25 protein-coding genes and 1 pseudogene are annotated in these 26,752 nt (G+C 73.7%); 14 read left to right on the forward strand and 12 right to left on the reverse strand.

Features of this window, described 5'->3' with window-relative positions; genetic code table 11:
* Positions 1 to 159: 159 nt before the first annotated feature.
* Positions 160 to 2,277, reverse strand: a complete 2,118-nt coding sequence (locus AB0O11_RS10715) for a HEAT repeat domain-containing protein (protein WP_363384020.1) — start codon at positions 2,275 to 2,277, stop codon at positions 160 to 162.
* Positions 2,278 to 2,380: 103 nt separating this feature from the next.
* On the opposite strand from AB0O11_RS10715, the gene AB0O11_RS10720 reads away from it, so the two are divergent.
* The 9 genes from AB0O11_RS10720 (at position 2,381) to AB0O11_RS10760 (ending at position 10,196) form a co-directional block, all read left to right on the forward strand.
* Entirely contained in the window at positions 2,381 to 3,121 is a 741-nt protein-coding gene (locus AB0O11_RS10720) for an alpha/beta hydrolase (RefSeq protein WP_363384022.1), read from the forward strand.
* A gap of 332 nt (positions 3,122 to 3,453) precedes the next feature.
* Positions 3,454 to 4,341, forward strand: coding sequence for an urea transporter (locus AB0O11_RS10725; RefSeq protein ID WP_363384024.1), 888 nt, complete (start codon positions 3,454 to 3,456; stop codon positions 4,339 to 4,341).
* An 81-nt stretch (positions 4,342 to 4,422) separates the two neighbouring features.
* Positions 4,423 to 4,728 (forward strand): urease subunit gamma, encoded by a 306-nt coding sequence (locus AB0O11_RS10730; protein WP_224284926.1) that lies wholly within the window; start codon positions 4,423 to 4,425, stop codon positions 4,726 to 4,728.
* Positions 4,729 to 4,731: 3 nt separating this feature from the next.
* Positions 4,732 to 5,604 (forward strand): cobalamin biosynthesis protein CbiX, encoded by an 873-nt coding sequence (locus AB0O11_RS10735; protein WP_363384026.1) that lies wholly within the window; start codon positions 4,732 to 4,734, stop codon positions 5,602 to 5,604.
* A gap of 23 nt (positions 5,605 to 5,627) precedes the next feature.
* Positions 5,628 to 6,065 (forward strand): urease subunit beta, encoded by a 438-nt coding sequence (locus AB0O11_RS10740; RefSeq protein WP_363384028.1) that lies wholly within the window; start codon positions 5,628 to 5,630, stop codon positions 6,063 to 6,065.
* Complete coding sequence (gene ureC, locus AB0O11_RS10745) at positions 6,065 to 7,789, forward strand: urease subunit alpha (RefSeq protein WP_363384030.1); 1,725 nt, start codon at positions 6,065 to 6,067, stop codon at positions 7,787 to 7,789. The genes AB0O11_RS10740 and ureC overlap by 1 nt, the downstream gene beginning before the upstream one ends.
* A gap of 77 nt (positions 7,790 to 7,866) precedes the next feature.
* Complete coding sequence (locus tag AB0O11_RS10750) at positions 7,867 to 8,547, forward strand: urease accessory UreF family protein (RefSeq protein WP_363384681.1); 681 nt, start codon at positions 7,867 to 7,869, stop codon at positions 8,545 to 8,547.
* A gap of 39 nt (positions 8,548 to 8,586) precedes the next feature.
* A complete protein-coding gene (gene ureG, locus AB0O11_RS10755; protein WP_363384032.1) occupies positions 8,587 to 9,207 on the forward strand; it encodes an urease accessory protein UreG in 621 nt (206 codons plus the stop codon).
* 38 nt (positions 9,208 to 9,245) lie between these two features.
* The gene (locus AB0O11_RS10760) at positions 9,246 to 10,196 is read left to right on the forward strand and encodes an urease accessory protein UreD (protein ID WP_363384683.1); all 951 of its coding nucleotides are present in this window, start codon (positions 9,246 to 9,248) and stop codon (positions 10,194 to 10,196) included.
* Positions 10,197 to 10,317: 121 nt separating this feature from the next.
* On the opposite strand, the gene AB0O11_RS10765 is transcribed toward AB0O11_RS10760, so the two are convergent.
* From AB0O11_RS10765 to AB0O11_RS10775, 3 genes are all read right to left on the reverse strand, one after another.
* Positions 10,318 to 10,533 carry a hypothetical protein gene (locus AB0O11_RS10765; RefSeq protein WP_363384034.1) on the reverse strand — a complete coding sequence of 72 codons (216 nt, stop codon included), beginning with the start codon at positions 10,531 to 10,533 and terminating at the stop codon, positions 10,318 to 10,320.
* Positions 10,534 to 10,659: 126 nt separating this feature from the next.
* Positions 10,660 to 11,091, reverse strand: a complete 432-nt coding sequence (locus tag AB0O11_RS10770) for a protein phosphatase (RefSeq protein WP_363384036.1) — start codon at positions 11,089 to 11,091, stop codon at positions 10,660 to 10,662.
* Between the two features lie 29 nt (positions 11,092 to 11,120).
* Positions 11,121 to 12,503 (reverse strand): response regulator transcription factor, encoded by a 1,383-nt coding sequence (locus tag AB0O11_RS10775; protein WP_363384038.1) that lies wholly within the window; start codon positions 12,501 to 12,503, stop codon positions 11,121 to 11,123.
* Positions 12,504 to 12,652: 149 nt separating this feature from the next.
* Between AB0O11_RS10775 and AB0O11_RS10780 the strand changes: the two genes are divergently transcribed.
* Positions 12,653 to 13,585 (forward strand): NADP-dependent oxidoreductase, encoded by a 933-nt coding sequence (locus tag AB0O11_RS10780; RefSeq protein WP_363384039.1) that lies wholly within the window; start codon positions 12,653 to 12,655, stop codon positions 13,583 to 13,585.
* A 212-nt stretch (positions 13,586 to 13,797) separates the two neighbouring features.
* Here AB0O11_RS10780 and AB0O11_RS10785 read toward each other — a convergent pair whose 3' ends face one another.
* The 3 genes from AB0O11_RS10785 to AB0O11_RS10795 are packed head-to-tail and all read right to left on the reverse strand — an operon-like array spanning position 13,798 to position 17,257.
* A complete protein-coding gene (locus AB0O11_RS10785; RefSeq protein ID WP_363384040.1) occupies positions 13,798 to 14,805 on the reverse strand; it encodes a hypothetical protein in 1,008 nt (335 codons plus the stop codon).
* Positions 14,805 to 16,940 (reverse strand): DUF6571 family protein, encoded by a 2,136-nt coding sequence (locus tag AB0O11_RS10790; RefSeq protein WP_363384042.1) that lies wholly within the window; start codon positions 16,938 to 16,940, stop codon positions 14,805 to 14,807. The genes AB0O11_RS10785 and AB0O11_RS10790 overlap by 1 nt, the downstream gene beginning before the upstream one ends.
* Positions 16,941 to 16,942: 2 nt before the next feature.
* Positions 16,943 to 17,257: a hypothetical protein gene (locus AB0O11_RS10795; RefSeq protein WP_363384044.1), complete on the reverse strand. Its 315-nt coding sequence runs from the start codon at positions 17,255 to 17,257 to the stop codon at positions 16,943 to 16,945.
* A gap of 311 nt (positions 17,258 to 17,568) precedes the next feature.
* Here AB0O11_RS10795 and AB0O11_RS10800 point away from each other — a divergent pair, with 311 nt between their 5' ends.
* Complete coding sequence (locus AB0O11_RS10800) at positions 17,569 to 18,351, forward strand: SDR family NAD(P)-dependent oxidoreductase (RefSeq protein ID WP_363384046.1); 783 nt, start codon at positions 17,569 to 17,571, stop codon at positions 18,349 to 18,351.
* A gap of 17 nt (positions 18,352 to 18,368) precedes the next feature.
* Here the strand turns inward: AB0O11_RS10800 and AB0O11_RS10805 are convergent, their stop codons facing one another.
* Positions 18,369 to 19,262 (reverse strand): NAD(P)-binding domain-containing protein, encoded by an 894-nt coding sequence (locus AB0O11_RS10805; RefSeq protein WP_363384048.1) that lies wholly within the window; start codon positions 19,260 to 19,262, stop codon positions 18,369 to 18,371.
* A gap of 82 nt (positions 19,263 to 19,344) precedes the next feature.
* Here AB0O11_RS10805 and AB0O11_RS10810 point away from each other — a divergent pair.
* Together AB0O11_RS10810 and AB0O11_RS10815 are read left to right on the forward strand one after the other, a co-directional pair.
* A pseudogene (locus AB0O11_RS10810) lies at positions 19,345 to 19,698 on the forward strand (MerR family transcriptional regulator); the annotation flags it as partial.
* 196 nt (positions 19,699 to 19,894) lie between these two features.
* Complete coding sequence (locus AB0O11_RS10815) at positions 19,895 to 20,671, forward strand: GNAT family N-acetyltransferase (RefSeq protein WP_363384049.1); 777 nt, start codon at positions 19,895 to 19,897, stop codon at positions 20,669 to 20,671.
* A gap of 614 nt (positions 20,672 to 21,285) precedes the next feature.
* Here the strand turns inward: AB0O11_RS10815 and AB0O11_RS10820 are convergent.
* From AB0O11_RS10820 to AB0O11_RS10835, 4 genes are all read right to left on the reverse strand, one after another.
* A complete protein-coding gene (locus AB0O11_RS10820) occupies positions 21,286 to 22,422 on the reverse strand; it encodes a PP2C family protein-serine/threonine phosphatase (RefSeq protein ID WP_363384051.1) in 1,137 nt (378 codons plus the stop codon).
* A gap of 163 nt (positions 22,423 to 22,585) precedes the next feature.
* Positions 22,586 to 23,008 carry a MarR family transcriptional regulator gene (locus AB0O11_RS10825; protein ID WP_049651037.1) on the reverse strand — a complete coding sequence of 141 codons (423 nt, stop codon included), beginning with the start codon at positions 23,006 to 23,008 and terminating at the stop codon, positions 22,586 to 22,588.
* Positions 23,009 to 23,038: 30 nt separating this feature from the next.
* Complete coding sequence (locus AB0O11_RS10830; protein ID WP_363384053.1) at positions 23,039 to 24,316, reverse strand: M48 family metalloprotease; 1,278 nt, start codon at positions 24,314 to 24,316, stop codon at positions 23,039 to 23,041.
* Positions 24,317 to 24,417: 101 nt separating this feature from the next.
* Entirely contained in the window at positions 24,418 to 25,218 is an 801-nt protein-coding gene (locus AB0O11_RS10835) for a universal stress protein (RefSeq protein ID WP_363384054.1), read from the reverse strand.
* A gap of 274 nt (positions 25,219 to 25,492) precedes the next feature.
* Between AB0O11_RS10835 and AB0O11_RS10840 the strand changes: the two genes are divergently transcribed.
* Entirely contained in the window at positions 25,493 to 26,752 is a 1,260-nt protein-coding gene (locus tag AB0O11_RS10840) for a CapA family protein (RefSeq protein WP_363384055.1), read from the forward strand.

Here is a 26,752-nt window from a genome sequence, read left to right on the forward strand (position 1 = left end):
AGCGGCCGAAGCCGCTCCCACTGGCCGTCAGTCAGATCACCCCTACTCCCCATAGTCGTATCAACGACTCAACTGATCGGCAGGACACGGCCTAGGGGCCACCCGGCCCGCGTTCCAGCCGGGGGAGGGCCAGTGGGTGGTCCTGCTCGACCCGCAGGGTCACCCGTTCTGCCTGGCGCCCTCCGTCACCGGCGACTGACCGTCCGGGTCGAGGCGGGCGAGGAGCGTGCGGCACTGGCGCTGAAGCTTCTCGTCCTCCTCGATGCTCCCGAACCGGCCTCCCCGCTGCGGCAGTTCGAGCTGCGCGCGCAGCAGCGGGACGGCCGGTGCGGCGGCGGCGCCCATCCGCTCCAGGCAGGCCGTGACGTGGCCGCCGGTGGCGGAGTTGTTCTCCCAGGCCGGGAGGAGCGCGTCGAGGACCGCCGCGGCCTCGGGGGCGCCGCCGATGTCCCAGAGTGCGGCGGCGCAGTGGACCCGAACCCAGTCGTAGCCGTTGGTGAGCAGTTCACGCAGCCGGGGCAGGGCGGCCGCGGCTGCCGGGCCGATCCCGCCGAGCAGGTCCACGACCTCGAACAGCCCGAAGGGACTGTCGGTGTCGAGCAGTTCGAGCAGTGACGGCAGGACCTCTGCCGCGTCGCCCCCGACCGCCCGGAGCGCGCCGAGGGCGACGGGACGGACCTTGGCCTCCGGTCCGTGTGCCAGGGCGCGGATCCGCGGCAACGCGGGTACGGCCGCCGGGCCGAGCCGTTGCAGGGCCCGGAGCGCGGATTCGACGATGCCCCACTGTTCTTCCCGGACGGCTGCGTCGAGGGCCTCCGTGAGGGCCGGGAGCACCGCCGCGTCGCCGAGCACCCCCAGGGCGCCCACGGCCGACCGCACCTCCCTCTCGATCCACTCCCGGGACAGGTCGAACCCCCGCAGCAGACCGGCCAGCCGGGGCGCCAACTCGACTGTTGCAGTGGGAAGGTGGCGAGCCACCTGGACGGCACGCCAGGCATCGTCCCCTGTGTCCAGCGCCGTCAGCAGGCCCGGCAGCGCCCGCTCGTCGCCGAGCTGCGCCAGCGCCAGGACGGCCTCCTGGTGTGCCCGGCGCCGGTGCGGCTCGGGCGAGGCCCAGACCTGGGGCCCGTGCTCGGCGCGCTGCGCCGCGACGAGGGCGGCGAGGGCTTCGCGGGCGGGTCCGGCGATCACATGGCAGGCGTTGAGGACGGCGGCGGCCTCGGCGACCACCTCGGGGTGGGGGTCGGCGAGCCGGCCGGCGGCCAGCGCGATCAGCGAACCGTGCTCGCCGCGCCAGGACTTGACGAGCTCGGCGGTCATCCGCAGCGCGTCGAGGCGGGCCCCGGGGTCGGGGCTGCACAGCTGTTCGGCGAGCAGTGCGGTGCGCTCGGGCACCCGGGAGTCCAGGACTTCGTGGAAGGCGCGCAGCAGCCGGGTGGTCGGCGAGTGGACCGCGGCGTGCCGGTCCAGCTCCGCGAACGCGGCGATGACGTACCCGGGTGCGCTGCCCGGTTCGATCGGGGGCTTGGGCCCGGCCGGGGCGGGGGAGGCCCACCACTCGCCGGCCGGCGCCGGCTCCTGCCGCAGCAGGTCGATGGCGGCCGGGACGTCCTGCGGGTCCGGTTCGGTGCAGCGGGCCCGGTGGACGAGCGCGGCGAGCCGGGTCGTGGGGTCCAGGGCGGCGTCCCCGGCTAGGGCGGTGAGCCACGCCGCCGCGTCTGGCACCGCTTCGGTACGGCGCAGGGCCAGTGTCGCCATGGTCTCGACCAGCAGCAGCCGTTCGACCACTCCGGGCTCGGCGGGCAGCCGCCCGCGCAGCACCGCCGCGGCCCGGACGGTGTCCTCGACGAGCAGACCGAGCGCCGGGATCGCCGCCTGCCGCAGCAGCCGGCTCCCGGTGTCGTCGGTGGCGAACCGCACGAGGACGTCGCTCCGTCGGCGCAGGAGGGCCAGCGCGTCGGAGTGGTCCGCGTCGGTGTACCCGTGGTCCTCGCACGCCGCCGACTCGTGGCCGATGCCGGTCAGCAGCTCGACGATCGCGGCCCGCCCGGGCGTGGCCGGGTCGTCCACCAGCTCGAACAGGAACGGCAGGCTGGCCGTGGTGGCGGGGTAGACGCTGCCCTGGTGGAAGAGGGCGCTGTAGTAGCGGTCGAGCGCCTTGCCCCGCTCCTCCTCGTCCGTGGAAGCCAGGGCCGCGAGCAGTTCCGGCACCTCCTCGGCCGTTCCGTACGCGTGGTGCAGCTGCGTCCAGTCGATGTCGTGCAGTCCGTTGAGCATGAGCGGCACTCTGCCGGGCCGGTCTGACAACGGCGGTCACCCGTTCCGCCGACAACGGGGGAAAGCCGGGACTCGAACGTGCGTCGGGAGCCATGATGGCGGGGTGCACTTCACCTCGGAATCCAGCGCGGACGGCGTGACGCAGCGCCGCTTCACCCTCGACGGCGTGCCCGGTGTGCTCTGGCAGCCGGACGGATCGCCCCTCGGCGGGCGGCCGTTGGTGCTGCTGGGGCACAGTGGCGGCCGGCACAAGCTGGGGCCGGGGCTGGTGGCGCGGGCCCGGCGGTGCGTGCAGCGGCACGGGTTCGCGGCGGTGGCGCTGGACGCGCCGGGGCACGGGGAGCGGGCGCGCAGCGCGCAGGACGAGCGGTTCGCCACCGAGATCGGGGAGCTGATCGCGGCGGGCCGGCCGATCAGTGCGTGGGTGGCGCGGCACACGGCGGCGCTCGCGGAGCGGGCGGTGCCGGAGTGGGTGGCCGTGCTGGACGCGCTGGGCGGGCAGGTGGAGGGTCTCGGGCCGGTGGGGTACTGGGGGCTGTCGCTGGGGAGCGTGATCGGCATCCCGCTGGTGGCGGCCGAACCGCGCATCGCCGTCGCGGTGTTCGGGCTGACGGGGCACTCGTCGCAGACGGAGGCGGCGGGGCGGGTCGGCGTGCCGGTGGAGTTCCTCCTCCAGTGGGACGACGGGCTGGTCCCGCGCGAGGGGGCGCTGGCCTTGTTCGGCGCGCTGGGTTCGCGGGAGAAGACGCTGCACGCCAACCCCGGTGGGCACCTGGACGTGCCGGAGCTCGAACTGGCGTCGTGCGAGCGGTTCCTGGCTCGGCATCTGGTCCGGACACAGTGAGCGCGGGCCGCGGCGCCGCCGACGTCAACCGTCGGTAAAACTTCGCAAAGGATTTCTCCCCGCAACGAACGCGGACGGCATCGACTTCAACAGATTGTTGCAGCTCAGTGGCCCGGTGCTCACCCTTCGTGGATTTGGCGTAACGGTCCGCTCCCACTGGACTTCGCAATCCGTAGGAGTACGGTTCCGGAGGAATCGCCGGGGCCGACTTTCGGGCAGGCCGGCCGTACCGGAAATTGGTGCGCAGCATGGATTGGCAAAAGGGTGGGGAGAGCGCCTCGGTGGCGACTCGTCCGATATCCGGAAGGTGGGCCGCGGAAGTCCTGCGCGGCGTGGCGCAAGTCGATTTCATGCCGTCCGTCGTCTGCGGGCTCTTCTTCGTGGCCGCACTGTTCGCCGCCGGCTGGCGGTACGGCCTCTACGGACTGCTCGGCAGCGCCGTCTCCACCGCCGTCGCGTACGGGCTCGGGCTGGACCGGCAGACCGTCGGCGCGGGGCTGCACGGGTACAACGGGTGCCTGGTGGCGCTGGGTTGCGCCGTCTTCCTGGGTGCCGGGCACCCGGCGACGGTCGCGGTGGCGGTCCTCGGGGCCGCCGTGGCCGTGGTGGTCACGGCGGCTCTCGGGGCGCTGCTCGCCACCTGGCGGCTGCCCGCGCTGACCGCTCCGTTCTGCCTGGTCGCGACGGCCGTCACGGTGGCCGCCCCCGGCTTCCGGAGGCTGTGGCACGGCGCGGGCGCACCCGCCGCCCTGCCCGTCCCGGCCGACGGTCCGACCGGGCTGAGCTGGGATCAGCTCTGGCACGGGTTCTTCGCGAACATCGGTCAGATCTTCTTCATGCCGCAGTGGTACGTCGGCCTGCTGTTCCTGGCCGGGCTGTTCGCGGCGAGCCGCCTCGCGGGCCTGATGGCCTGTGCGGGAAGCGCCACCGGGCTGCTCACGGCCTGGGTGTTCGGCGCTCCCGGTGAGACGGTCGGGCAGGGCCTGCTCGGGTACAGCGGTGTGCTGGTCGCCCTCGCGCTGTGCGGGGTGTTCCTGGCGCCCGACGGCTGGAGCGCGGCCTACGCCCTGGTCGGCGCGGCGGCCGCGACCGTGCTGACCCCCGCGCTCGGCGCCGTCTCCGCGCCCTTCGGCGGCCACGCCTTCACCTGGCCGTTCGTGCTGACCACCATGCTGTTCCTGGCGGCGGTGCCGGCCGTCCCACGCCTGCGCCGGGCCTGAATCCACATCCGGCGCCCCAGGATTTCCCGCACACCTCCTGCATTTCATCCATCGGATTCCCGGAAAGGAAGAGTGGTACCCGTGAATCTCTCGCCGCGCGAGATGGACAAGCTGTACATCTACGTCGTCGCCGATCTGGCCCGCAAACGCCGCGACCGCGGCGTCAAGCTGAACTACAGCGAGGCCTGCGCGCTGATCAGCGAGGCGATCATGGAGGGTGCCCGGGACGGCCGAACCGTCGCCGAGTGCATGGAGATCGGCAAGCAGGTCGTCGGTGGCGAGGACGTCATGCCGGGCGTGCGCGAGATGCTCCCGCTGCTCCAGGTCGAGGCGGCGTTCGTGGACGGGACCAAGCTGGTCTCCTGCCACGACCCGGTGGGTGCCTGAGCGATGACCCAGCCTCAGGCCGTCGCCGTGGTGCTGGCCGGCGGGCACGAGAGCGACGGCGGCCGGGACCTCGCCGCCCTGGTGGCCCGCGAGCCCACCGTGCGCGCCGCCGTCCCCGCAGGCCGTCCGCTCGCCGAGGCCGTGCGGTCGGCGCTCGCCGCGGCGGGCGACGGGCCGGTGTGCGTCGTACCGATGACGCTCGGCCGCGACCCCGCACTGGTCGCCGACACCGCTCGGGCGCTGCGCTGGCTGGCCGCCGGGGAGGCCCGTGGACGGCTCGCACTGACCGCGCCCTTCGGCGCTGCCGACCACCTGATCGGCTGGTTGCGCGCCGCCGCCGGCACCGCCCCCGACGGCGCGGTGCTGGTCACCGCCCCGGCGGCCGGCCCGTTCGAGGACGCCGAGCTGTTCCGGATCGCCCGCCTCGCCCGCCAGTACGGACGGCACCGGTGGGTCGAGGTCGCCTTCGACGGCGGCGACCCCGACCCGGCCGAGGGCGCCGAACGCTGCCGGCTGCTCGGCGCCCGCGAGGTGACGGCCGTTCCGGCCTCCTTCGGGCCGGCCCTGCGCACCGCGCTGCCCGGCGTGCGGGACGGCGGCCCGCTGCTGCGGCCGTCCGCCGTCGCCGGGGTGGTCGCGGCCCGGGCGGCGGCGGCGCTGCACCTGCTCGGGCACGGGGAGGACGGCATCCTGGCCGGCCTCGACGCCGAGCACGGGCACGGCTACACGCACAGCCACGGGCCGGGCGAGCAGAGCCACGGCCACGGGCCGGGCGAGCAGGGCCACAGCCACGGGCCGGGCGAGCAGGGCCACCAGCACCGCCACGGCCACACCCACGGACACGCACACACCCCCCACGCACACAGCTCCCACTGACCCGGCAGAGAGGAAGGCCAGCCATGTCCGGTAGTGCCGCGTACCTGTACGGCGAGGACCCGGTGGAGATCAACGCCGGTCGCGCCAAGGCCACCGTCACAGTCAGCAACACCGGTGACCGGGCGATCCAGGTCGGTTCCCACTACCACTTCTTCGAGGCCAATCGCGCTCTCGACTTCGACCGCAACGCCGCCTTCGGCAAGCACCTGGACATCCCGGCCGGCACCGCCGTCCGGTTCGAGCCGGGCGACACCAAGGACGTCACGCTCGCCGAGTTCGGCGGCCACCGCCGCCTGGTCGGCTTCGCCAACCTCGTGGACGGCGGCATCACCGCCCCCGACACCCGCGCCCGCGCCGTCGACCGGGCCATCGCCCGCGGCTTCAAGGGCACCAACCTCGACCACAAGGAAGACCGGCCACGGGACTTCCACCCGGAGCTCCACCAGGAAGGCGACCACTGATGGCCATCCTCCCCCGCAAGCAGTACACCGACCTCTTCGGCCCCACCGTCGGCGACCGCTTCCACCTCGCCGACACCAACCTCGTGGTCGAGGTCGAACGGGACTGCAACCAGGGCCACTACGGCGACGAGGCCGTCTACGGCGGCGGCAAGGGCATCCGCGACGGGATGGCCCAGGACCCGGCCGCGACCTCCGTGCAGGGCGCGCTCGACCTGGTGATCACCAACGTGGTGGTGCTGGACCCGGTGCTCGGCGTGGTCAAGGGCGACATCGGCGTCAAGGACGGCTTCATCGTCGACGTCGGCAAGGCCGGCAACCCGCACACCCAGAGCGGCGTGCACCCGCGGCTGGTGATCGGCCCCGGCACCGAGGTGATCTCCGGCGAGCACCTGATCGCCACCGCCGGCGGCATCGACACCCATATCCACTTCATCGCCCCGCAGCAGGTGCAGGAGGCGCTGAGCAACGGCATCACCACGCTGATCGGCGGCGGCACCGGTCCCTCCGACGGCACCAACGGCACCACCTGCACCCCCGGCCCGTGGAACATCCACCGGATGTACCAGGCGGTGGAGGACCTGCCGGTCAACGTCGGCCTGCTGGGCAAGGGCAACGGCTCGCTGCCCGGCGCGCTGCGCGAGCAGGTCGAGGCGGGCGTGTGCGGCCTCAAGGTGCACGAGGACTGGGGCAGCACCCCGGCCGCGATCGACAGCGCGCTGAGCGTGGCCGACGAGTACGACGTGCAGGTGGCGATCCACACCGACACCCTCAACGAGTCCGGCTACTTCGAGGACACCCTGTCCGCGATCGACGGCCGCACCATCCACACCTTCCACACCGAGGGTGCGGGCGGCGGCCACGCCCCCGACATCATGCGGATCGCCGGCGAGCCCAACGTGCTGCCGTCCTCCACCAACCCGACGCTGCCCTACACCGTCAACTCGGTGGACGAGCTGCTGGACATGGTGATGGTCTGCCACCACCTCAGCCACAACATCCCCGAGGACGTCTCCTTCGCCGACTCCCGGGTCCGCGCCGAGACCATCGCCGCCGAGACCGTGCTGCACGACGAGGGCGTCATCTCGATCTTCTCCTCCGACTCGCAGGCGATGGGACGGATCGGGGAGTCCTTCACCCGGGCCTTCCAGACCGCCCACCACTGCAAGGAGCAGCGCGGCAAGCTGGCCGGCGACAGCGAGCGCAACGACAACGTCCGCGTCCTGCGCTACCTCGCCAAGCTCACCATCAACCCCGCCATCGCCTCCGGTACCGCCGACCACATCGGGTCGCTGGAGCCCGGCAAGCTCGCGGACATCGTGCTCTGGCCGATCAACTCCTTCGCCGCCAAGCCGAAGATGGTCATCAAGGGCGGCGTGATCAACTGGGCGCTGATGGGCGACCCGAACGCGTCGCTGCCCACCCCGCAGCCGGTCTACTACCGGCCGATGTTCGGCCAGTACGGGCGGGCCAGGCAGGCCACCCGGGTGTCCTTCATGTCGCAGGCCGCCGTGGACCTCGGCGTTCCGGCCGAACTCGGCCTGGAGAGCAGGGTGTTGCCGGTGCGGCGGTGCCGTTCGATCGGCAAGCAGCACATGGTGCGCAACGACGCGCTGCCGAAGATCGCGGTCGACCCGGAGACGTACAAGGTCACCCTGGACGGCGAGCCCGCCACCATCGAGCCGGCCCGCGAGCTGCCGCTCAACCACCTGTTCTACCTCGCGTGAGCGGCGTCGGCGCCGGCGCCGTCGATGCCGATGATGCCGCCGGCGTCGGCGGCACCGCCGGAACCGCCGGCACCGGGCTGGACGCCCTGCTGGTCTGCCTCCAGCTGACCGACTCGGCCTTCCCCAGCGGCTTCTACACCCTTTCGCACGGGCTGGAGGGCTACGCCCAGGCCAAGGCCGTCACCCCGGACACCCTGCCCGCGCTGCTCGCCGACCTGCTGCGGCACGGAGTCGGACCGTCCGACGCCACGGCGCTGGTCCTGGCCCACCGGGCGGCCACGGCGGGCGACTGGGCACTGCTCGCCGAGACCGACCAGCGGCTGCACGCCACCAGGCTCAACCGCGAGCTGCGCCTGGCCGCCACCCGGACCGGACGCCAACTCCTGGACATCGCCCGGGAGTCGGTGGGCGGCGAGGCTCTGGAGCGATACGCCGCGCTGGTCGCGGAGAAGCGGGCCCCCGGCTGCCAGGCGGTGGCGGCCGGGGTGGCGTACGCCTCGGCCGGCGTTCCGGTCGAACAGGCCGTCACCAGCGACCTGTTCGCGTTCTGCACCAGCTTCGTCGGCGCGGCGCTGCGGCTGCGGCTCACCGACCACCGCAAGGCGCAGGTGGTGCTGCGGGCGGCTTCCCCGGTGATCCGGGAGGTCGTCTCCGCCGCGCTGGAAAGGGACTTGGTGGACCTCGGCGGCTGCGTGCCGGTCGCGGACGCCATGTCCGGGCGGCACGAACGGGCGGAGGCCCGGCTGTTCATGAGCTGAATCCGTTGTTCCGCACACTGTACGACCAGAGGAGAAGAGTTGACCGAGAACGTGCTCCGCGTGGGCATCGGCGGGCCGGTGGGCTCCGGAAAGACGGCGCTGATCGAGGCGCTCGTCCCGGTGCTGATCGCCCGCGGCCACCGCCCGGCGGTCATCACCAACGACATCTACACCCAGGAGGACGCCCAGCACGTGCGGCGCACCCTGGCCGGGGTGCTCGACCCCGAGCGGGTGGTCGGCGTGGAGACCGGCGCCTGCCCGCACACCGCCGTCCGCGACGACCCGACGATGAACCTCGCGGCCGGTGCCGAGATGCTGGAGCGCTTCCCGGACGTCGACACCCTGCTGTTCGAGTCCGGCGGCGACAACCTCACGCTGACCTTCAGCCCGGTGCTGGTCGACCTCTTCCTCTTCGTCCTCGACACCGCCGAGGGCGAGAAGATGCCCCGCAAGCGCGGCCCGGGCATCACCGAGTCTGACCTGCTGGTCATCAACAAGATCGACATCGCCCAGTACGTCCGCGCCGACCTCGGGGTGATGGAGTCCGACGCCCACCGGGTGCGCGAGGGCGGCCCGGTGGTGCTCACCAACTGTCTGACGGGGGAGGGGCTGGAGGAGATCGCGGCCTTCCTGGAGACGTTCCGCAAGGTCCCGGCGTGACGGTTGCGACGACTGCGTCTTCGTCCGCGGCCGCGGAGGTGCCCCGGCTCGACCCCCGGCACTACGAGCCGGCCCGCGTCCCGTACGAGGTCCGGCGGCACGCCGGGACGCCCGACACCCTCGCGGTCGGGCGTCCCGGCAAGGTCGGGCTGCTGGAGCTGGCCTTCGAGAAGATCGCCGGGCGCACCGAACTCACCGGCCACTACCAGAAGTCGCCGTTGCAGATCATGCGCCCGCTGTACTTCGACCCGGCCCGCCCCGACCTCGCCGTCACCTTCCTGATGTCCACCGGTGGTGGCATCCTCCAGGCCGACCGGCTCCGCACCGACCTGCGCTGCGGCGCCGACACGGCCGTCCACCTGACCACCCAGGCGGCCACCAAGGTCTACCGGATGGAGCACGACTACGCGACGCAGCTGGTCAACCTGACGGCCGGCCCACGCGCCTACGTCGAGTACCTGCCCGAGCCGGTGATCCCCTTCGTCGACTCGCGCCTCTACCAGCGGACCGTCCTCACCGTCGACCCGGACGCGACGGTGCTGGCCGGCGAGACCGTCCTGGCCGGCCGGCTCGCCCGGGGCGAGCGCAACGCCTACCGGGTGTTCGCGTCCGATCTCGAAGTGCGGCGTCCGGACGGCGAGTTGGTGGCACTGGACACCGTACGGCTGGAGCCCTCGCCGACCGGGGGCGGCGGGGTCACCGGGCCGGCCGTGCTGGCCGGGCACGACGTGATGTCCAGCCTGTACGTCCTCAGCCCGCTCGCCCCGCCGGGCCGGATCGCGGACGTCCTGCACGAGGCCGTGGCCGGCTGCGGCAGGTCGTCCGGTGGCCTGCTGTACGGGGTCAGTGTGCTGCCGCAGGACAGCGGAGCCTGGCTGCGGCTGCTCGGTTCCGACACCCGCGCCGTCGCGGCTGCCCTGCGCGCGGCCTGGGACGCGGTGCGGCGGCTGCTGATCGGGGTGCCGGCGCCGGAGCTGCGGAAGACGTAGTGACGCCCCCGTCCCGGATGACGTGCCGGAGGCCCGGACCGGAGGTCGTCCTCGTGCCGGACGCCGCGCCGGCGTCTTCACGCTCGGTACCCTGCCGCCGCTGTCGTCGGCCTGACCCGGCTCAGGACTCGCCCGACTCGCCCGACTCGCCGGACCCCATGGCCGCGAGCCGGGCGACCTGCCGGTGGCCGAGCTCGACCGTGCGGTTCATGTGCCGCAGGAGGAAGGCGAGTTCGGCCTCGGTGTCCTCGGCGAAAACGGCCACCCAGTCGGTGGACAGCTCACGCCACACCGCCCCGAAGCGCTCCAGCGCCTCGGGGCGGACCGCGACCAGCATCGGCGGTGACCTCGGGGCCGGTGGCCTTGGTCAGGTTGATCGTTCCGGCCTGGTACACGTCGCCGTTGACCGTCCCGCCGGTGACCTCATTGGCCACCGAGGACTCTGGATCGTTGCCCACCCGGCCTAGGCGAGCCGCTCCACGAACTTGCGCTGCCACGGCGTTTCGACCGCGTGCCGGTCGTAGTTCTCGCGCACGTAGGCCACCGCCTCGGCGGGCGGGACGCCGTCCAGGACGGCGATGCAGGCGAGGGCGGTGCCGGTGCGGCCGTGGCCGCCGGCGCAGGCGAGTTCGACGCGTTCGGTGGCGGAGCGTTCCCAGGCCTCGCGGAAGGCGTCGGCGGCGTCCGTGCGGTCGGCGGGGAGGCGGAAGTCGGGCCAGCGCACCCAGCGGCTCGGCCAGTCGAGGTGGGGTGGGCGGCCCAACAGGTAGAGGCCGAAGTCCGGTCGGGGTCCGGGCGGCATCGGGCGGCTGAGGCCGCGGCCGCGCAGCAGACGGCCGGAGGGCAGGCGCAGGATGCCGGGGGTGGTCGGGTTCCAGGTGGTGAGGTTGGTCACGGAGGTCTTCCTTCGGGGGGTGGAGGGGCTCAGGACGCCGCGTGCAGCCCGACCGGCCCGCGCGGCAGTCCGGCGCGGTGGGCCAGGGCGGCGGCCTCGCCGCGCGAGGAGACGTCGAGTTTGGCGAGGATGTTGGCCACGTGGAACTTCACCGTCGACTCGCTGATGTGCAGCGCCGCCGCGATGTCCCGGTTGCGGCGGCCGCGCGCCAGCTGGTCGAGGACCTCCAGCTCGCGCGGCTGGAGGCCGTCCAGCGGGTCGGTGGCGAGGGCGGGCTCGGGCAGGGCGAGCGGGAGGTCGACGGTCACCGTGGTGCCCCAGCCCGGGACGGCCTCGACGCCGTGGTGTCCACCGAGGGCGGTGATGCGGTCGGCGGTGCGGTGGACGGTGAGGGCGTCGGCGGTGAGCAGGCCGAGGCCGTCGCCGCGCACCACGGCGCGCAGCAGGCCGTCCGTCGTGAGCTGCCAGCTCACGTGCAGCCGGGTCGGCTTCTCCTGTTCCAGCATCAGCAGCACGGCGACCCGGACGGCGTCGCGTGCGGTGTGCGCGGCGTCCGCCGGGACGGACCGGTCGGCCTGCGCCGGGTGCGCGACGTCGAGGTGGACCCGGGTGTGCCGCAGCAGCGGGCGCAGCTCGCGCACCAGCCGGGCGAAGGCGGCGTCGGCGGGCTCCTCGCTGAGGGTACGGTCCAGTTCGGCGCCCTGGCGCAGGTCGAGCAGAGCGGTGACGGCCAGCTCGGTGGCGCTGCGGCGGGCCGTGGCGTCGTCCAGGCCGGGCGCGCGCAGCGGCGCCAGGATCGCGGTGAGCGCGGCGCTGTGGGTGCCGGTGAACTCGGCGATGGCCCGGGCACGGGCGTTGGCGGAGGCGCGGGAGGCGGCCGTCTGGGTGGGGGCGGCGTCGGTGGCGCGGTGGTCGGAGTGGGCGATCACCAGGTCCCACAGCTGTTGCAGGACGGCGAGCGCCCCGGGTGCCACCGGCTCGGTGCCCGTTCGGACGAGGACCAGGACGGCGCCGCTGTCGTTGCCCGGCGTGGTCGCGACGACCACCACCGGCCGGGAGCGGCCGGCGAGCTCGGCCTCGCCCTGCCAGGGCCGGCCTGCCGAGGTGGTCCCGGCCGTGCGTTCGGCCAGCCGGGACAGGTCCAGCGCGCTGATGGCGCCGGTGAGCCCGGGCGGGCCGTAGCTGTGCGTGGGGCTGAACGTGCAGACGCCGCTGAGCTGCGCGAGCGCCGTGTGCGGGACGAGGGTGCCGAGCACCTCGGACAGCCGTAGCAGGACGTCCGGCCGGGGAGCGCGCAGCACTTCGACGGCCCGTGCCAGCGCGTCCTCGGGGCGGCCCCAGTGGGCGCGCCAGGCCCGGTCCGCGCCGCCCGTACCCGCCGTTGTGCCCGCCGTGCCCCTCGTGTGGTCCATGAGGTCCAGCCTAGTTCGGGTGCCGCCGTTCCCACCTGGCCGTTCGGACAGGTCGAACCGTCCGAAGGACCGGTCGGGCAGCCGCCGTCCCGGTCACAGGATGGAAGGCGTCGGAGCGAACCAACTCCCCTGAAACCGAAGGACCTTCCATGACCAAGGCGATCGCCTTCTCCGAGTTCGGCGGCGCGGACGTGCTGCGCCCGACCGACATCGAACTGCCCGCCCCCGGTCCCGGCCAGGTGCTGGTCGCGGTCCGCGCGGTGGGTGTCAACCCGGTGGACCGCAGGCTGCGCTCCGGCGAACTGGCCGCGCTGTTCCCGGTCGTCTTCCCCTACGTGCCGGGCGTCGAGGTGTCCGGCACGGTCGAGGCCGTCGGCGCGGAGGTGAGCGGCTTCGCGCCCGGCGACGAGGTGTTCGGCAGCATGATGGGCGGCGCCTACGCCGAGCACGCGCTGGTGGACGCGGCGGTGCTGGCCCACAAGCCCGCCACGCTGGGTTGGGAGGAGGCCGCCGCGCTCCCGACGGCCGCCGAGACCTCCGAGCGGGTCCTCGACGTCCTCGGCGTGCGGCCGGGTGAGACGCTGCTGGTGCACGGCGCCGCCGGCGGGGTGGGCACCCTGCTGCTCCAGTTCGCCCGGGCGCGCGGGATCACCGTGGTCGGCACCGCGAGCGAGCCGAACCACGCCTACCTGCGGGAGCTGGGCGCGATCCCGGTGACGTACGGCGAGGGCCTGTCCGAGCGGGTACGGGCCGCCGCCCCGGGCGGCGTGGACCGGGCGCTGGACGCGGCCGGGCGGGGCGGGGTGCTGCCGCTGTCGATCGAGCTGACGGGCAGTGCGGACCGGGTGCTGACGATCGCCGACATCCAGGGAGCGCAGGAGCACGGCGTCCGGTTCAACGGCGGTGCCGAGGGGGTCGACTCCTACCACCAGCGCGCCTACGCGGCCGCGCTCGCCCTGCACGAGGCGGGCGCCCTGCGGCTGCCGCTGCACCGGGTGTTCCCGCTGGCCGAGGCGGCCGAGGCGCAGCGGGTCAGTGAGGACGGGCACCTGCGCGGGAAGATCGTGCTGACGGTCCGATAGCCGTTCGGCGCCCGTCCTGTCCACGCCTGCCCGTTCTACCTCCGTTTTCACCCGCAGCCGGACCTTCCGGTGGCGCAGGCGCCGGCCACCGACGCGCGGGTGTAGCTCCCGCACAACGGCCGAGCGGCGGCCGGGACCGTCAGTACGGTCCCGGCCGCCGCTCGGCTGTTGGCAACGGAAGTGCGTGCAGCGTGGGGTGGTGACGGATGGAACTACCACGGCCTCGGGTGGTTGACCGTTGGCTTCGTCCGCCCGGTTTGGGTGCTGGCAGAAGCCTCGGTCCGGAGCGATTCCAGGAAGGACGGGCTGAGGCTCGCGTGGGAGGCCTCGGCCCAAGCGGTCAGCAGATCCTGGGTCTGGGACGACCAGGGGAGAAGACCGTCGTACCCGTCCGGGGCCGCCGCGGAGAGTTTGGCGAGCGAGCCGGCCGTCAGCGCCCCGGCCCGGTCGGTGGCGAAGTCCGGTGCGGGGCTCGCCTTCTCGGCCTGAAGGCGGGCGCGCGCGGTGGTCAGCCAGGTGCGGCCGGAGCCGGTGTCGCGCCTGTGCAGCACATCGTCGGCAATGGCGTCGAACCCCCCGGCGGGCAGGGCGGCGGCGATGGCCCGGTAGCGGACCTCGCTCTCCGTGACGTTCGCCCCGATCGCGGCGAAGCCTTCGGCGGCCTTCCGCAGGTCGGCAGTGCGCAGGACGGCGTACGCGGTCGGGTCCTCGGAGAGGCCGCGCATGGCTCGGAGCAGAAGAAGGTCATAGACGACGAAGTGGACGCCCTTCTCGTCCTGCCAGGCTGCCCCGTCGCCTCCCCGCTCGTGCTCGCCATAGGCGAAGTTCGGCCCGGCCAGCATGACATGGGTGTCGGCGGCGTAGTCGGCGAGGGCCTCGGCGAGTGGGCGGCGGACGGCTGGGTGGACGTGGTGGTCCTCACGCTTGCCGAGCGCCTTGACTATGGTGAGCATCGCGTTGGCCTGTTCCACGGTGTGCACGCCGGGCCGGTCGCCGGTGGTGGCCCGGCGCAGCCCGTCCGCGAGTTCGCCGCACGGCAGGTCGGCGCGCCAGTCCGGGCCGAGCGTCGTCCGGACGCCGGCGTCGGTGCGCAGCCCGGCGCAGTCGCGGTCCGGGTCGTTCCGCACGAAGAACCACCAGCCGCCGACGCCGACCGCGATCGCCACCACCAGCGTGAGGATCCCGGCCAAGACCCGGTGGCGCTTGAGTGCCGCCCACATCAGACGTTCCCCCGGCCGAGGTAATGGCCGGTCAGCGTGCTTGAGGAGACCTGGCTGTTCAGAACGTCGGTCTGGAGGGAGTTGATGAGTGGGTCCTCGGGGCTGATACCCCGGCCCTGGGCCCAGTAGCCGAGCAAATCGGTGGTTTCCTTGGCGCCGTTCAGCTTGAGATCGGACACACGGGCCTTGGCTTCGGACTCGTTGTGGGACCTGTCCTGAAGGTCGAGGTCGTAGATCCAGGTGTCGACGATCCGCTGGGCGACGTCGCCGAACATGCGCTCCTCCCCGATCTTGATGCCCGGCGTGATCGGAGCGCCGATCAGATGGTAGAGGGCCTTGGCCTTCCAGTCGGCCTCGGCGTTCTTGTCGTCACGCACGTCCAGGGCTATGTCGGTGCGGATCGCGTCGAAGGCACCCAATGCGGACCCGCCCTTGGTCGCTGCGTCCTTGATGGCCGAGGCCGAGGCGTTCGGTTCGAGGTTTCCCAGGTCCCGGGCGATCATCTCGGTCTCCGCCCGGTGCAATGCGGCGTAGGCGGCCGGATCGTCGGACAATCCGCGCATGACTCGGACCAACTGGTCCTGGCCGATCGACATCCGGACTGTGTCACCGTCCGTCCACACAGAATCGTGCTCGGTGCGGCGGTTGTAGAAGTCGTTGCGGAGACCGAGCAGTTCGTGCGTGTCCGAGGCATAGTCCGCGAGCGCGGCGGCGACCGGGCGGCGCAGCCTCTCGTTGATCGATTCACCGCCCATGCCCTCGTCCAGGGCGACGAGGGTCCCGTGCATGACCCGGGCCTGCGCCTCGGTGTGCTTGCCGTCGTGCGGGGTGCCGGGCGGCTCGCCGGTTGCGGCGGCTTCGAGCGCCGCGGCCAGGCCGCTCTGCGAGAGCGGATCCGGCAGGTGGGCCGCGCCGAGATAGCCCTGCGGCCACTGTCGTTCCTTCAGCAGGTAGTGCAGCCGGTCGTTGCCACCGTCCGCGGCCGGGTCCAGGTAGGCGGTGGCCGTGTCGGGGTGGCGGCTCATGATGGAGAGCACGGTGTCCAGCGGGTCGGCGCCGAGCGCGTCGCCGAAGTGGTTCGCCCGGTAGCTCCACCGGCCGGGGTGTGCCTTCTCGCTGGCGGTGATGTCGTCGGCGAGGTTGCTCAGGAAGGGCGCGGAGTACTTGGCGTCGCCCTTGGCCATCAGGGTGGTGAGGAGCTGGTAGCCGTACACCGGCTCGGTGTTGGAGCCGTAGTTCTTCTCCCCGAGCTTCTTCGTCTGCTCCCGCCAGTTGCGGTAGAAGTCGGTGTTCGGGTCCTGGGTGGCGGAGGCGAGGGCCCGGGCGAGGTCGGTCTGGAGTCCCGGGTAGACGGCTTTCTTGCCGGCGTCCCCGCCGGGGGCTTCCAGTTGCTGTGCGAGGTGCAGCATGCCGTCGGGCCCGACCCTGTCGAGCAGGGTCCGGGAGAACTCGGGGCTGTCGGCGTTGGCCCGCATCAGGTTCGCCAGCAGGTCACGCTCGTCGGAGGTGAGGCTGTCGAGTCGGCTGGCCAGGTCGGCGGCGCGCTGCGCGTCGACGGCGTCTCCGCCGCCCAGTGCCTTTCCGTTGAAGCTGTAGTCCGGGTCGCCGGCCTTCGAGGCCTTGCGCAGCGCGACGGCGGCCCGCCGGTCGGCGTCGGTGGCGGCCTTGACGGCGGCCGCGATCGCCTTGGTCCACTTCTCGGCGGCCGCGTTGTAGGCGTCCATGGTGCCCTTGTCGTGGCGCAGGTCGTCCAGGGTCGCCTTGTCGAGCTTGCTGGTGTCCAGGACGGCGACCCCGGTGCCGGTGACCTTGTAGCCGTCCTTGACCGCACCGGCGGCAGTGTCGCGGAGCTGCTTCGCCGCCGCCTCGAAGTCCGCCTTCGCGTCGTCGAGCAGCGAGGCCATGGCGTTCGCCTCGACCTGGGCGTCCTTGATCTGGCCCTTGGTGCCGGTCATCTGGAACCTGGCCATGGCGGCTGTGCCGCCGGTCCACTGGCCGTTGCGGGTGACCGAGAGCACGTCCCGGTCGTAGTCGGTCTCCAACGTGTGGAGCTTCTGGGTCATCTCGCGCCACTTGGCCGCCGCCGTGCCGAGGGAGGCGTGGTCGGCGTTGAGCACGTCTTCGTATCCGAGCATGGTCACTTCTGCTTCATGGCGTCGGCGATGGACAGGTCGGTGCTGCTGTAGTTCGAGACGGTCTGTTCCATCGCGACGCTGTCCTGGCGCAGCCGGCCGATCAACTGGTCCATCTGGTGGTGCCATTCGGAGAGCGCGTCGCGCAGCGCTCCGGCGGTGTCCCAGCTCTGGTGGGCCGACGCGGCGGCGTTGGTCGCCTCGTCCGCCGTCTTGCCGGTGGTGGTGCTGTTCAGGGCCATGCCGTTCACCGCCGTCTCCGCGTTGCGCAGTGCCCCGATATCGACGGTGAAGTGGCCGTTGGCCGCAGGTGTACTCATGCGTGAACCCCCCAGTTCTCGCCGTGGTCGTCGACTTCGATGCCCACCCCGGGCGCGGACGGTGGGCGGTGCCGCCGCGCCTTGCCCGGCCCGCGTGTCGTGCTACGGGCGTTCGGACCGGCCGCACGACAGGTGCCCCCCGTTGGCGCAGCGTTCACACGATCGTATGGGAACGGGCATCGTCGCCACCTCCGGTATCGCAACGGTTCGGCAACAGCGAGTCATGTCCAGTGGCCGATGGACGGTCGTGCCCCGACGATCGTCCGGTCGGCGGATGGGGCGATGGCTCCGCGGTCGGTAGAGTCCGTCGCATGGCGAGCGAGAGCGCGGTGGGTGGCGGGCGGCTGGCGGGCCGATCCTGCGTGGTGACGGGCGCGGCCAGCGGCATTGGGCGGGCCGTCGCCGAACGCTTCCTCAGGGAGGGCGCGTCGGTGGTCGCCACCGATGTGGACGCGGCCGGGCTGGACCGGCTGGCCGATCAACTCCCGGGCGCCCTCAGCACGGTGGTCGGCGACGTGGCCCGGGGCGAGGACGCCCGCCGGATGGTGGCGGCCGCCGTCGAGCGGCACGGGCGGCTGGACGTCCTGGTGGCCAACGCCGGGGTCATCCCGCTGATGGAGATCACCGAGGCCACCGCCGAGGACTGGGACCGCGTGATGGCGGTGGACGGTCGCGGCATGTTCCTCACCTGCAAGTACGCGATCGAGGCGATGACCGCACAGGAGCGGCCCGGCGGCTCGATCGTCTGCCTCTCCTCCATCTCCGGCGAGGCCGGCCAGCGCGGCCAGGCGGTGTACGGGCCCGCCAAGTTCGTCGCCTCCGGTCTCACCAAGCACCTCGCCGTCGAATGGGCCGATCGCGGCATCCGGGTCAACGCCGTCGCCCCCGGCACCATCACCACCGAGCGCGTCGCCCGGCTGCACGACGAGCCCGGCGGTCCCGAGTACCTCGCGGCGATCGAGAAGCTGCACCCGATGGGCCGGCTCGGCGACCCGGCGGAGGTGGCGGCGGCCGTCCTCTTCCTCGCCTCCGACGACGCGTCCTTCGTCACCGGGGCCGTGCTGCCGGTGGACGGCGGGTACCTGGCGCAGTAGGCCGCCTGGTGCTCCGGCTATGTGGCGAGCAGCTCGACCAGGGCGGACACCCCGTCCGAGCCGTGCCCGGCCCCGACCGCCCGCCTGGTGACCGCGAGCGCCGCGTCCAGTAGGGAGGTGTCCAGGCCGTGCGCCCGGGCGGTGTGCGCGACGTGTGCCAGCCCGGCCTCGGCGGAGGCGAGGCTGCTGTGGTCGCCCGGATGCCGGCGGTCGTCCGCGCGCTGGGCGAAACGGTCGATCAGCGGCGGCAGCATGCGTGGCAACCCCTGGGCGTACGGCGCGAGTTCGGCGCCGGTGATGCCCTCGGCGCGGGCCAGCGCCAGGGCGTGCAGGTAGCCGTGCACGGTGGTCCAGAACAGGTCGAGCAGGGCCGCGTCGAAGGCCGCCGCCCGGCCCGGGTCCGTGCCCACGTGGCGTACGGTGCCCAGCGCCCGCAGCGTCTCCTCGTGGGCGGCGAAGGCCTCGGCGTCGCCGCTCAGCAGGACGGTGCCCTCCGGGCGGCCGATGGTCGGGGTGGGGGTGAGGATCGCGGCGTTCAGCAGACGGAAGCCCCGGGCCTCGGCGTCGGCGGCGTTCGCCCGCGCGTCGCCCGGCGCGATCGAGGTGGCGTTGACGACGGTCCGGCCGCCCAGCGCCGTCCCGGCGGCCTCCAGTACGGCCTGGGCGGCCGGCTGGTCGCGGACGCAGAGCAGGACGAGCGGGGCGCCCGCCACCGCCTCGGCGGCGCTCGCGGCCGACCGCGCGCCGAGGGCGAGCGGTTCGGAGTCCCGGCCCGGCGTGCGGTTCCACACGGCGACCGGATGGCCGGCGGCCAGCAGCGCCCCGGCCAGCACCCGGCCCATAGGGCCCAGGCCGAGTACGGCAACGGCGGTACGGGCAGGGGTGGTTGAGGTAGATCGTTCGTTCGGCACGGCAGTTACGCTAGACCTTCACGCCGACGGCAGAGTCAAGGCGGAGAGTCATGGTGGAGGATCCACCGAGGAGGTGTCCGCGATGCGGATCGGAGAACTCGCCCGGCGTACCGGCGTCACCCCGCGCGCCCTGCGGTACTACGAAGAGCAGGGGCTGCTCACCCCCGAACGCCGCCCCAGCGGCTACCGCGAGTACGGCGAGCCGGACGTGGACACCGTCCGCGGCATCCGCACCCTCCTCGCGGCCGGCCTCAACAGCGCCGTGATCGCCGGGATCCTCCACGGCCTGCCGCTCCCGGGGCAGCGCCCTCCCGGCCCGACCTGCCCCGAGCTGCTCGCCGGCCTGGCCAGGGAACGCGCCCGGATCACCCGGCAGATGGACGAACTCGCCGAAGCCCGGTCCCTGTTGGACGCCATCGTGGCGGCGGAGGCGCCGAGCGAGGTGATCCGGTCCGGCCGACTGCGGGTGGCGGACCGCAAGCCCGTCGGGGGCCGTGGGGCGGCTGGGGAGCGCGAGCCGACGGGGGAGCGCACGCCGGCTGGGGAGCGTACGCCGGCTGGGGAGCGCCGCCCGCAGCCGGTGGCACGGAAACTCGATGGCGTGCGCTCCCGGGCCGTGTTGGAGTGAGCGGATGAACCATGACGAGGTGCTCGCACTGTTCGACGACCGGCTCCGGCGCAACGCGCCGCCCGACCCCGGCTGCCGTGTCGAACGCGACGGCGCGGTGGTCCGACAGGTGGGACCGGAGCACAGCTGGAACGGCGTGGTCTGGTCCGGCCTGGACGAGGCCGGGGCGGACGCGGCGATCGCCGCGCAGGTGCACCACTTCGCCGAGCTCGGGCGGGAGTTCGAGTGGAAAGCCTACTCCCACGACCTCCCCGCCGACCTCGGCGCCCGACTGCTGGCGGCCGGTTTCACCCCGGAGCCGGACGAGGCACTGATGATCGCCCGGATCGCGGACCTGCCCACCGGAGCCGCCCTGCCCGAGGGCGTCCGGTTGCTCCCGGTGACCGACCCGGCCGGGGTGGACCTGCTGATGGAGGCCCACGAACAGGCCTTCGGCACCGAGAAGCCCGCTCTTCGCGAGCGGATACTCGACCACCTGCGCGACGGCACCGAGACGGTCAGCATGGTCGTCGCGATGGCCGGCGACCGCCCGGTCAGCGGCGCCCGGATGGAACTGATCCCGGGCACCGGGTTCGCCGGGCTCTGGGGAGGCGGCACCGCACCCGACTGGCGCGGCCGGGGCATCTACCGCGCCCTCGTCGCCCACCGTGCCCGCCTCGCGGCCGAGCTCGGCTACCAGTACCTCCAGGTCGACGCGAGCGACCAGAGCCGCCCCATCCTCCAGCGCCTCGGCTTCGCCTGGCTGAGCACGACGACTCCGTACGTACGGGGCCTGGGGTGACGGCCTGACCCCTGCCGGGGCGGGCTGCGGCCGACACGACGGTGCCCCCTGCCGATCGGCAGGGGGCACCGCTGTGTCGCAGCTCAGGTCGTGCCGTTCGGTACAGGTGCGGGAGGAGCGGTGGGGGTCATCGTTGAGGCACCACGAGCCGGGCCGTCCGGCCCCAGGGAAAGGAGCCTCAGCATGTTCTCGCCCGACTCTGCCACCCGGCGTCCTCCACGCGACGGTTGTCGCGCCCGCCACCCTCCTCGGGCTCGGAGCTGGAGGGCTGGGCGGGCGCGCAGGTGGCTGACCGGCGCCCTGGAGTCCTGTGGCGCCGCGCCGGCCCGCTCCTGCGTCGAGGCGTTCATGAACCGAGTCGAGCCGTACGACGCGCGCGGCCTGGTCCTGCCGGCCTCCGTCGTCCCGCAGCCGCCGCCCATCGACCCGACCCGGGCCCGCCTGAACGCCGCCCGCCGGCAGGACGCGGCCCGGGCGGGCAGGGCGGCTGGGGCGACCCAGGCGCCGTCGATGACCACGAGCTGCTTCGACGTGCCGCATCCGCCGTATCGGCCGTCGTGTGCTCGGCTCGTGACGAGGGGCGGGGGCCGGTCTGCCCGCGGGGTTCTTCGCCCTCACGACAGCCGCTCGACCACGACCATGGCCGCATCGTCGTCCAGCCGGCCGCCGACGTGGGCGAGCAGGTCGCGGCGCAGGTGCTGGAGCAGGGCGGTGGGGCGCTCGGCGTGCCAGGCGGTGACGCGTTCGGTGAGCGGGTAGAAGCGCCGCTGGGCGTCGCGGGCCTCGATCACGCCGTCGGTGTAGATCAGCAGCCGGTCGCCGGGCCGGAGCTGGAAGGTCTCCGCCTCGTACCGCACCGGCGCGAGTTCGCCGAGGCCCAGCGGCGGGGCGGGGCGACGGGCGGCGATGGTGGTGATGCCGTCGGGGCGCAGCAACAGCGGGGGCGGGTGACCGCAGTCGATCAGGCGGACCGGGGAGCCGTCGTCGGGGATGTCGAGCAGAACGGCGGTGATGAAGGACTCGCCGGACTCGCTGCTCTCCTCGGGGAGCTCCTCCGGCGCGGGGCGGGGCAGCGCGGACAGCGCCTGCCGGTGCTGCCGGTCGCGCCGGTCCCGCCGGGACTGTTCGGCGAGCTGGGCGAGGTCCCAGCTGACGCTGCCGTCCAGGTAGGCCGCCAGGTCGGGCAGCTCGGCGTGCAGGTGGGCGGCGGCGCGGAAGGCGCCGAGCAGCAGGGCCGCGTCGCCGAGCGAGGACAGGCCCTTGCCGCGCACGTCGCCGACCAGCAACCGGGTGCCGGTGGTGGTGCGGGCGGCCGCGTACAGGTCGCCGCCGACCTGCGCCTCGGCCTCGGCGGCCAGGTAGACGGAGGCCAGGTGCAGCGGTCCGATCCGCTCCGGCAGTGGGCGCAGCAGCACCCGCTGGGCAGCCTCGGACACCGAGCGCACCCGGGCCAGCTCAAGCTCGTGCCGCTCGCGCAGCACCCGCAGGCCGACGATCAGCACCGAGACGACCAGTTGTGCGCCCAGCTGGGTCTCGATGTTGGTGCTGGTCAGACCTTCGCGGACGGTGCCGATGACGCTCAGTGCGGCGAACGCGAGCGCGGCGACCGCGGCGGTGGCCCGGGGGCCGGCGAAGGAGGCGGTGAGGGCGGGGGCGACGATCAGCAGCGGGCCGAGGTGGACATTCGGTGGGGAGAGGATGTCGACCACGGTGATCAGCACGATCAGCGCGAGCGCGAGCGCCGTCAGCACCCGGCGGTCCGGCCGCCAGGCGCGGCGGCGATCGGGGGGACGCGACGCGGGCGGTGGGTGCGGCGCATCGGAACGCTGCCGGAGGGGCACTCCTCCTCTGTACACCGTGAAGGTGGCGGAGCGCACCCGGAGGCGCTGCGCCGGGCTGTCCTGCGGGCCGCCGTCAGCCCTCCTGGCCGTAGCGGGCCAGGTAGTCGGCGAAGCGGGCGACGTCCTCGTCCGACCAGTCGGTGAAGCGCGCGGTGAAGGAGAGCCGGCGCTGCTCGTTGGCGTCCCGCAGCAGGGTGAGCCCGGCCTCGGTGGCGCGCAGGATCTGGCCGCGCTGGTCGTCCGGGTCGGTCTCGCGGGCCAGCAGGCCGAGCTTCTCCAGGGCGGTGACCTGTCGGCTGACGGTGGACTTGTCGAGCATGAAGTACGCGGCCACGTCGGCGGCCCGGCAGCCGCCGCGCTCGGTGATCAGGTCGAGGATGCTGTAGGTGACCAGGGACAGGTCGGGGTGCAGCTGGGAGGCCTTGTGCCGGGCACGGCGGGCGAAGGCGGTCAGCTCGCGCTGGATGGTCTCGATGGACGACTGGCGGCCGGGCACGGCGTTCCTATCTCCTCGATATTTGTTGCACTATACAACGGATTCGCCCGGGGTTGCGCGCCGCTCCGGCGACCGCTGCTCCGGTGCGGCCTGCCAGGCACGGGCAGCGGCGATCCGGCTGGTCGCGCTCGGGTGAGTGGCGAACAGTAGCTCAAGCGCCCTCGGCGGGTCGACATCGGAGACGTTCGCCACGGCCAGTCTGCGCTGCATCGCCACGAACTGCTCGACGTCCCCGGTCAGTTCGAGCGCGTGCCGGTCCGCCCTGGCCTCGATCCGGCGGCTCACCGCGCACTGCGGCGGCCCCGACAGCGCGCCCAGCAGCGCCGCGAGCGCCGCCAGCAGCGGCAGCGCCCGAGGGTCCGCCGGGCCGGTCGCCCCGGCGGCGTCCAGCAGCGGCCGCCAGGCGGCGAGCAGGCCGAGGACGACCACCGCGACGGCCGCACCGACCGCGCCCAGCGCGGTGCCGACCGGCACGTCCCGGTGCTTGACGTGCCCCAGCTCGTGTGCGACCACCAGCTCCACCTCGCGCGGTTCGGCGGTGGTCAGCAGCGTGTCGTACGCGACGATCCGGCGGGTCGCCCCGAACCCGGAGACGTACGCGTTGAGCGCGGTGGTGCGGCGGGAGGCGTCCGCCACCAGGACGTCCCGCACCTGGACGCCGTCCCGCTCGGCCAGCGCCAGCAGCGCGGTGCGCAGCGCGCCCGGGGGCATCGGGGAGAAGCGGTTGAACACCGGCTCGATCAGCAGCGGATGGAGGAAGGAGAGCGCGGCCGTCAGCAGCGCCGCCGCGCCCGCCGCCGGCAGCCACCAGTGCCGCGGCGACCACGCGGTCAGTGCGAACAGCCCGAGCACGAGCGGGAGGACGAGGACGAGGGTGAGCGCAAGGCCGCGTACGGCGTCCAGCGCCCAGCCGGCCCACCCCTGGGTCACCAGCCCGTACCGGGCCCGGACCGCCCGCGCCCCGGCGCCGAACGGCAGTTGCAGCGCCTGGCCGAGCAACACCAGGGCCGTCGCGCCGGCCAGCACCCCGGCCGGCCGGGAGCCGCCGAACCAGCCGCCGGTGACGGTCACCAGGGCGGCACCGGCCGGGGTGAGGCCGAGCAGCAGGGCCAGCGCCAGGCCCGCCAGTCGGCCGCCCAGCGCCCACGGCAGCTGGGCGCGGCGCAGCGCACGGCCCCGGGCGCGCTCGGCGGGGGTGAAGTCCGCGGTCCGGGTGCGTTCGGGAGCGGCGGTGAAGTCCGGGGCCGGGATGCGTTCGGGGGCCGGGTCGGTGTCCATGGCGGGGTGCGGTTCTTCCGGTCGGGGCACGGGAGGGGCGGTACGGCGGTTCGGTGGTGATCCAGCATGGCGTACCCGACCGGTCGGTGCGCACGCCGAGGCCCGGTGCTCACCCGCGGGTGGGTGGTCACTCACTCCTCGATGGGCCCGGTGGCGCCGTGGACGCCGGCGCGCAGCAACTGGTGGCCGAGGTCCACCAGGGCACGGCCGACCGCGAAATCGTCGCCGACCTCCGGAGCCGGTGCGTCGCGGGGGTTGCGGCGGGAGCGGGTGTCGCTGTGCAGCACGTTGCCGTCGGCGTCCAGCACGGCGTGCACCCGGGTGGTGTCCTCGTCCTCGACCACGTGCAGGCTGAGCTGCCAGTCCTTGGTGCGCACGGCGCCGCGGGCCTGCTGTTCGACGCCGACGGCCACGGCCTGCGACGGGGCGCCGACCGTCCCGTCGGCGCGGACGATCACCACCGGGCAGACCCCGTGCACCGCGCAGCGGGTGGACACCGAGCCGAGCAGCGCCCGGGCGAAGGTGCCCCGGCCCCGGCTGCCCAGCACCAGCAGGTCGGCCCCCTCGGCCGCCTCCAGCAGCACCTCGGCGGCGTGGCCGAGCACCAGGCTCTGCCGGACCTCCACCGGGTGGTCCGGGCCGAGGATCTCGTTGATCTCGGCGCTCAGCGTGCGGCGGGCGGCCTGCTCGAAGCCGTCGTCCACCATCGGTGCGAACCACCCGTACAGCGAGGGGTACTCCCAGGCCGCCACCGCGTGCACCGCCGCCCCGGTCAGCACGGCCTGGCCGACCGCCCAGTGCAGGGCCGCCTTCGACGGCTCGGAACCGTCGATGCCGACCACGATCCGGCGTGCCCGGGTCGGGGAGGGCTGACTGCCGCCCACCGGGGAGGCCTGATCGCCGCCCACGGGGGAGGGCTGATTGCTGCCCATCACGTCTCACACCTCCCGGCCTACGGCGCGGAACTCGCCCCCTGACACCACGCTGCGCGCCCCGCCCGCCTGCGCGCCAGGGACGCGGTGGCCGGGTCGGGCGGGGCGATTGGGACGGGTGGGCCAAGGGGCCCCTCCGGGGAGCGGCCGCCGCCGCCCGGGCGGGGCCCGCCGATTCCCTTTGTGGCCGGAATGTTGCGGGCTCGGGTCCAGGTGGTGGTGATTCGGTGGCGTAGGCTGACCGCGCTTGCATCATCCTCGGGGGGATCCACTCATGCGCCGTTTCGCGGCCGCCGTCGCACTGTTCGTCGGGATGACCGCCGTCGCCGCCTGCGGGCCGGACGACCCCGACCCGGCCCCGGCCTCCGCCGCCCCCGTCCCGCCGAGCGCGTCCTCGGCGCCGGACGGCTCGCCCTCCGGCACGGCCCCGGGCAAGAGTGCCCCGCCCCGGCCCGACGGCACCATCACCGTCGCCTTCGCCGGGGACGTCCACTTCGAGGGCCGCACCGAGGCCCGGCTGGCCGTCCAGCCGCCCGAGCCGGCGCTCGGCCCGATCTCCCACGCCCTCGCCGACGCCGACCTGTCCGTCCTCAACCTGGAGACCGCGATCACCGGGCGCGGTGCCCCGGAGCCGAAGACGTACACCTTCCGCACCTCGCCCAAGGCGCTGTCGGTGCTCAAGGACTCCGGCGTCGACGTCGTCTCGATGGCCAACAACCACGCCGTGGACTTCGGCGCCGACGGCCTCACCGACACCCTCGCCGCCAAGGACTCCTCGCCGATCCCGGTGGTCGGCGTCGGGCGCAACGCCAAGGAGGCGTACGCCCCGTACGTCACCACCGTGCGCGGGGTGAAGGTCGCCGTGGTCGCCGCCAGCCAGGTCGAGGACATCACCAACCAGAAGTGGCGGGCCGGCGCCAACAAGCCGGGCATCGCCTCGGCACTGGACGTCCCGGCGCTGGTCAAAGCGGTGGAGACGGCGAAGCAGCAGGCCCCGGTGGTGCTCGTCTACCTGCACTGGGGCGACGAGGGCAAGGCCTGTCCGACCGGTCCGCAGACCACCATCGCCAAGAAGCTCGCCGCCGCCGGCGCCACCGCCGTGGTCGGCACCCACGCGCACACCATGGTCGGCTCGGGCATGCTCGGCAACACGTACATCGGGTACGGCTTCGGCAACTTTCTCTGGTACGGCACCTCCAACTACGCCAACTCCAACGAGACCGGCGTCACCACCCTCACCCTCACCGCCGACGGCAAGGTGGCCGGCGAGGCCTTCACCCCGGCCACCATCGACGACAAGGGCATCCCGGAGCCGGTCACCGGTGCCACCGCCGAGGCCGCCCTCAAGCGCCGCGACGGGCTGCGCGGCTGCACCGGCCTCTCCCCGGCACCGGCCGCCCCCGGCGCGGCGGCCCCTGCCTCGGCTCCGGCTGCCCCCGCCGCTCCCGCTTCCACCACTCCCGCTTCCACGCCTCCCGCCAAGGCGCCGACGGCGCCCGCGAAGGCTTCGACGGCCCCCGCCGCACCACGCTAG

It is taken from the genome of Kitasatospora sp. NPDC093102 (assembly GCF_040683915.1).
In the GTDB taxonomy this organism is placed as follows: domain Bacteria; phylum Actinomycetota; class Actinomycetes; order Streptomycetales; family Streptomycetaceae; genus Kitasatospora.